Origin of the sequence: Methylobacterium sp. B1 (genome assembly GCF_000333255.1) — a bacterium.
Lineage (GTDB): Bacteria > Pseudomonadota > Alphaproteobacteria > Rhizobiales > Beijerinckiaceae > Methylobacterium > Methylobacterium fujisawaense.
The window spans coordinates 1-1415 of sequence record NZ_BACT01000717.1 but is presented as its reverse complement, the minus strand read 5'-3'; the positions used below and the strand labels follow the sequence as shown (position 1 = coordinate 1415).

Below are 1415 nucleotides of genomic sequence, written 5' to 3'. Positions count from 1 at the left end.
ATCGCTGCACTGAAGGACGTCATCGCCGCGGTCGAGGCAATCGCCGCCGCGGAGGCGCGACAAGTTCGGCGCTCGGTCGAAGCTGCCGACCGTGATGCCCGCGGTTGGGGACCTTCAGACCCGGACGCCAATGGAAGAGCCCGGCGGTATCGAGGCGGCAGCGCCGCGTCCCGTATTGAGCGCTGACCTTCTCGGAGGGCGCCGTCAGTACCCTCTTCATCCTCATGGCGCGATCTGGCCCGCGTGCCGTGATCCCGCGGGATCGCGTGTGCCGAGATCACTTCACGCCGCTCCTGCCGGTGACCTTCGTGCGAAAGGTTTGAGCCGGGGCTTGGCGGTGCCACTTGTGCGGATGGACGCCGATCCGAACTGCGCCAAGGGCGTCGGCCTCGTGGATCGCGCGGCCGACCTTGTCCGGCGGATAGAGGCGGCTCGCACGGAATGCCGGCGGCTCTGCGGGCCGCCTGGGGCGACAACGGCGCAGCAACCCGGAAGGTCACTGCGCCGCTGGATCGGGCCGCTGAGGGGGCGATAGCAGCCACGAGGACACATTACGCTCGGCCCGGCCTCCGCAGGGTGCGTCCGAGCACATCCAAAAGGATGTGGCTCGGCAGCGACAGGGATCGGCCATCAATTGTGGACAGCGCGAAGCGCCCTCGATCCGTCAAGGTTCAGGGGCGTACGTGATCTCTCCCCGTCCGATCCAATGTCGCCATGTTCGCCAGCCCTCACGCCTTCGTCCTCTACCATCGCGAGCGCCTTGCCGTGCTCCTCTCCTCAGCCCTCTTCCTGGCGGGTGCGCTGCCGCTGTTCTGGGCCATAGCCTGACCCTTCAGGCTCTTCGCAGGGCCCGGGCCTCCAGGCGCCCCGCCTCAGCCCGCCACGCATCGCATTCGGCCTGCAGTTCCTGAATTCGGGCATGGAGCTGCCCGGCATCGACGGCTGTCTCCATCAGCATGTCCTGCGCGGTGGCGAGCTGCTCGCGCAGTTCGACGTTCTCGGTCGCGAGGGTCAAAAGGATCGCAGCCACATCATCGCCCATGCATGCACCTGCCTCGCGGCCTCGGGGATGTGGCTGATAGGCCTGGCATGGTTACCGCGTCAGAAAGGACGGCGGCTCAGGACCCGCTCCAGCGATCTCGTCCACAGCAGGATCGCCCCCCATACGCGGGGAGGGACGCTCTCGTTCCAACGCCGGTCGGCGTGAACCGGCGATGGTCACGCCTCATCGGAGGGCCGCGCTGCCCGGCCAGGGGCTCCGACGAGAAACACCCCAGGAGCGGGAGCTCCCAGGGTGTCGCCGACCTCCCGGCCAGTTTGATCGGGCTGGGGATGCGAAGGTCAGCCGATCGGCTGCTCTTTGGCGGCAGAAGGCGATGAGGAGGACCAACGACCCCTTCGCCGGCGGCGCAAAT

Annotated in this window: 2 protein-coding genes; one reads left to right on the top strand and one right to left on the bottom strand. The window is 67.8% G+C overall.

The features are described 5' to 3' along the window. A partial coding sequence (locus tag I53_RS34625; RefSeq protein WP_210161592.1) for a hypothetical protein occupies positions 1–186 on the top strand: 186 nt, incomplete at its 5' end. Positions 187–832: 646 nt separating this feature from the next. Here I53_RS34625 and I53_RS21030 read toward each other — a convergent pair. Further along, entirely contained in the window at positions 833–1042 is a 210-nt protein-coding gene (locus I53_RS21030; RefSeq protein ID WP_043354314.1) for a hypothetical protein, read from the bottom strand. Between the last annotated feature and the right edge of the window lie 373 nt (positions 1043–1415).

Excerpts from the sequence above, each read along its gene's own strand:
- I53_RS21030 (WP_043354314.1), bottom strand. The coding sequence starts at position 1,042 with ATGGGCGATGATGTGGCTGCGATCCTTTTGACCCTCGCGACCGAGAAC.